This window comes from Halorubrum sp. AJ67 (genome assembly GCF_000513435.1).
This window is the reverse complement of the sequence record NZ_CBVY010000026.1, coordinates 1-4,422: the sequence shown is the minus strand read 5'-3', so window position 1 is coordinate 4,422 and position 4,422 is coordinate 1. Positions and strand designations below refer to the sequence as shown.

At 67.3% G+C, this 4,422-nt stretch carries 3 protein-coding genes; 2 read left to right on the top strand and 1 reads right to left on the bottom strand.

Annotated features, from left to right (window positions below; all coding sequences use genetic code 11):
* On the top strand, positions 1-492 hold a 492-nt coding region (locus BN903_RS14295; protein ID WP_048078367.1), incomplete at its 5' end, for a hydroxymethylglutaryl-CoA synthase.
* A gap of 131 nt (positions 493-623) precedes the next feature.
* Positions 624-1,079, top strand: a complete 456-nt coding sequence (locus BN903_RS14290; protein ID WP_048078366.1) for a 30S ribosomal protein S19e — start codon at positions 624-626, stop codon at positions 1,077-1,079.
* 328 nt (positions 1,080-1,407) lie between these two features.
* Here BN903_RS14290 and ppc read toward each other — a convergent pair whose 3' ends face one another.
* Positions 1,408-4,110: a phosphoenolpyruvate carboxylase gene (ppc, locus tag BN903_RS14285; protein WP_048078365.1), complete on the bottom strand. Its 2,703-nt coding sequence runs from the start codon at positions 4,108-4,110 to the stop codon at positions 1,408-1,410.
* Between the last annotated feature and the right edge of the window lie 312 nt (positions 4,111-4,422).

The following is a 4,422-nucleotide window of genomic DNA, read 5'->3' as shown; positions in this document are numbered from 1 at the left end:
TACGAGGACCGCGAGGCCTACGAGGAGGCGATCCGCGGGTACATGGACGAGCTGAAGACCACCGAGCAGTATCAGACGTGGTACGATACGGCCGTCGAGCCGACCTTAGAGCTCTCCCGCGAGGTCGGCAACTGGTACACCAGTTCCGTCCACATCGCCCGCGTGAGCGCCCTGCGAGACGCGCTGACCCGGGACCGGGAGTTCGTCGGTGAGACGCTGCTCGTCGCCTCCTACGGCTCCGGCGCGCAGGCCGAGATCCACGCCGAGACGATCCGCGAGGGGTGGCGCGCGGAGATCGGGGGACTCGACATCGACGACCAGCTCGACGCCCGCTACGACCTCACGTGGGACGAGTACGAGGATGTCCACGACGTCCACGAGTACGACATGGACGTCGAACGCGAGATCGAGGAGTTCACTCAGCCCGACGGGGAGTTCGTCTTCACCGGCTGGGGTCGGATGAACGAGCGGAAGTACGAGTACGTCGAGTAAGCGCGGTCGTCGCCGTGCGCGTTCTCCGATCCCCGAGTCGCCCGGAGCGGCCCGTAACCCCGTGAAAACGGCTCACACGGGCCGTACGCGATACGATGGTTTTAAACGACGCTGGCGTGAATCGAGACTCAATGGTAACCATCTACGACGTGCCGGCGGACGACCTCATCGAGGCCGTCGCCGCGCGACTCGAGGACCGGATCGACGAGCCCGACTGGGTCGAGTTCACCAAGAGCGGTGCCGGCAAGGAGCTTCCGCCCGAGCAGGAAGACTTCTGGTACGTCCGCTCGGCGAGCCTGCTCCGCAAGGTCGCTCAGAACGAGCCGGTCGGCATCGAGCGGCTCGCGACCGAGTACGGCTCCAAGAAGCGCGGCTCGAACCGCTACTCGGTCCGTCCCGGCGAACACGAGGGCGGCTCGCGTAACCTCATCCGCACGGCGCTTCAGGCGCTCGAAGAAGAGGGACTCGTCACCACCGCCGCCGGCGAGGGCCGCCGTGTCTCCGACGAGGGCGAGGCGTTCCTCTCGGAGGTCGCGACCGAGGTCTTCGAGGACCTCGACCGTCCGGAACTCGAACGCTACGCGTAGAGCGGCTCTTTGATTCGTTTTCGCCGTAACCGTTCAGCCGCAGCTCTCTTCTGACGCCGCGAACCGGCGGAAATCCGCCGATCGGCCCTCTATCCTCGGTAGCCGGCAGTTTCGCCCGCGTATCCGTCGTAAATCTTATTTCGCTATATCAAAACTGATCCGCGCCGGCGAGTCCCGATCGGCGGAGCGCCACACTCGTCGCATGTCGCTCGTCGGGCCGCGTGGCTCGTCGAGGAGAGACGGGGTTACGGTTCTGACGCTCGATAGAATCGAAAGGACGAATCGGTCGCGGGCGTTTTCGCGGCGGTTCGACCGGGTTCGGGTCTCGCTATCCGGTGTTCTTCATCCCGGCGGCGATGCCGTTGACGGTGAGCCGCAGGGTGCGCTCCTCCTCGTCGGTGCGGTGGGTGCGCCCGAGCAGGTTCGCCTGAAGCAGGTTCAGCGGGTCGACGTAGGGGTTCCGGCGGTCGAGGCTCTCTTCGAGCCACTCGCGGCGGAGCAGTTGGTCGCGACCGCTGATCTCCAAGACGAGTTCACAGCCCCGCTCGTACTCGCCGACGAGCTCCGGGAAGAAGCGCTCGCGGAGGTCGTCGTCGGCCAGGTCGGCGTACTCGGCGGCGATCTCCGGCTCGGTCCGCGCGAGCGCCAGCGAGGCGTTGTCGAGCGTCGTTCGGAAGAACGGCCACTCGTCGAACATCTCGCGGAGGATCTCCATCCCCTCTTCCTCGCCGACCTCGTCGAGGTAGGCGTCGATGCCGGAGGCGATCGCGTACCAGCCGGGGAGAATGAGCCGGGTCTGGGTCCACGAGAACACCCACGGGATGGCGCGTAAGTCCTCGACGCTGCGCTCGCCCGACCGGCTCGCGGGCCGGGAGCCGAGGTTGAGGTTCTCGACGACGCTGATCGGTGTCGCCTGCTCGAAGTACGAGACGAACCCGTCCGTGTTCAACAGGTCGCGGTACGTCTCGCGGGCGGCGGGGGCCATGACCTCCATCGCCTCCACCCACCGCTCGGGCACGTCCTCGACCGGCTCCTCGTTCGCCTCCTTCCGGGCGCGGATCTGCGCGTCGAGCATCTGTTCGAGCTCGCGCTCGGCGATCCGCGGGTTGGCGTACTTCTCGGCTATCGCCTCGCCCTGCTCGGTGAACTTCACCTGCCCCGTGACGGTCTCGTTGGGGAGCGCGAGCAGCGCCTCGTTCATCGGGCCGCCGCCGCGCGAGATGGAGCCACCTCGGCCGTGGAACAGCCGGAGCGTGACCTCCTCCTCGCGGCAGAACCGGGCGATCCGGCGCTGGTTCTCGTAGAGGTCCCAGTTCGCGGCGAGGAAGCCGTTCTCCTTGTTGGAGTCGGAGTACCCGAGCATCACTTCCTGGACCTCGTCGCGGGCTTCGAGCGCGGTCGCGTACGCCTCGTTCTCGAAGAGCGTCCCGAGGATGCGCTCGGCACCGTTGAGCGCCGACTCGGTCTCCAGCAGCGGAACGACGTCGACCGCGCAGTGGTCGGGCAGGGAGACGACGCCGACCTGATCGGCCAAGAAGAGCACCTCCAGGACGTGGCTCGGCTCCTCCGTCATCGAGATGCAGTAGGTGTCTATCGCCTGCGGGCCGTACTCGTCCTGCCAGTCCGCGAACGACTCGAACCGCCGGAGGACGCGCTCAGTCGTCTCCGAGACGTCTCCCGGCTCGTCGAGGTCGACGACGGGGTCCTCCTGAAGGATCGCGTCCGTGAGGAACTCCTGGCGCTCGGACTCGTCCATCCCGCGGTAGTCGACGCCCTCGACGCCGACCGCCTCGGCGACGGCCTCGGTGTGGTTCTCGCGGTGGTCCCGTAAGTCGAGCGACGCCAGCGTGAGCCCGAACGTGTCGACCTGCCGGCGGAACGGCTCGACGAACGATTCGAGGACCGACTCCTGTCCGTCGGCGCGCAGCGAGTCGGCGATGACGTCGAGATCGTCGAGGAAGGCGTCGCCGTCGGGGTACTCGCCGGGTCGGACGTCGTTCACGCGATCGAGCCGCTCGCGCATCAGCCGGAGCTTCTGACGGTACGGCTCGTCGGGGTAGCGCTCGCGGGCCTCCTCGACGACGGTCGGGAACCGGTCGGCGTCGGCCGCGAGCGACGCTGCCAACGCGTCGTTATCGCCGTACCGGTCGCCGTCCTGACTCAGCACGGCGGAGAGCCGCTTACAGCGGTCGCGGTACTTCTCGACGGCGACCGACCGCTGGCGTTCGAGCGTCTCGTCGGTCACCTCGGGGGTGACGAACGGGTTCCCGTCGCGGTCGGAGCCGGCCCACGAGCGGAACTCGAAGAGCTTGGGGGAGTCGACGTCGTCGTACTCCTTCGCGATCGTCTCCTCGAACTCCTCGTAGGCGTCGCCGACGACGTCGAACAGCGTGTTCTCGAGGTACCACTGGACGTTCCGCGCCTCGTCTTCCGGCTCGGGCGCTCGCTGGCGGACCTGCCGGGTGCCCCACAGGCTGGTCACCTCGGCGGTGACGTCGCGCCAGACGGCGCGCCGCTCGCGGTCGGTGAGGTTGTGTTCGTCGAGCTCTTCGAGGTGGTTCGCGATGGAGCGGAGCTTGGACTTCACCGTCGACCGCCGGGCCTCCGTCGGGTGGGCGGTGAACGTCGGTTCGATGAGCACGTCCGCGAGCAGTTCCTCTAACTCCTCGGCGTCGACGCCCGCCTCGGCGAACTCGGCGATCGTCGCGTCGAAGGAGTCGTGGAGGGCGGTGCCGTCGTCGGCGTTCCGCACCTCGCGGACGCGCTCGCGCTCCTCGGCGAGGTTGATGAGTTCGAAGTACGTCGTGAACGCCCGGGCGACGACTTCCTCCCGAGCCGTCGAGAGGTCATCGACGGCCTCGTGGAGGGCGTCGCGGTCCGCGGCGTCGCCCCGCCGGTACGCGATAGCCGCGTTCCGGAGGGACTCGACCGTCTCGTACGCTTCGGTCGAGGCCTGCGCGGCGAGGACGTCCCCCACCAGCGCCCCGAGTTCCCGAACGTCCGTCCGCACGTCTCGATTGTGTAGGTCCATACCACGGACACTCCCGTCGAAGTCGGTTAAAAACCGCGATACGAACGAATGTTTGCCTCAGTTCCGAGTAAACACCTTCACGATCGTTTCTGTGCGACCGCCGCGGGTGGCCGGTCCGGATCCCCGACGGTGGCCGGTCCGTTCCCGACGATGAACGATCCGGATTCCGATCCCCGCCACGAGCGGTCGCGGCGCGACGATTCTCGGCGCGGTGGAGGGTTCGTCACCCTTTTTACCGATCCAACCGCAGAACCGAGTATGAGTGCGTCCGACAAGTATCCGTCAGAGTCCGGGCGGCGACGCTTCGTGAAG

What these genes read in the sequence shown, in the direction of transcription:
- BN903_RS14290 (WP_048078366.1), top strand. Translation starts at nt 624, where the DNA reads ATGGTAACCATCTACGACGTGCCGGCGGACGACCTCATCGAGGCCGTC.
- ppc (WP_048078365.1), bottom strand. Translation starts at nt 4,110, where the DNA reads ATGGACCTACACAATCGAGACGTGCGGACGGACGTTCGGGAACTCGGG.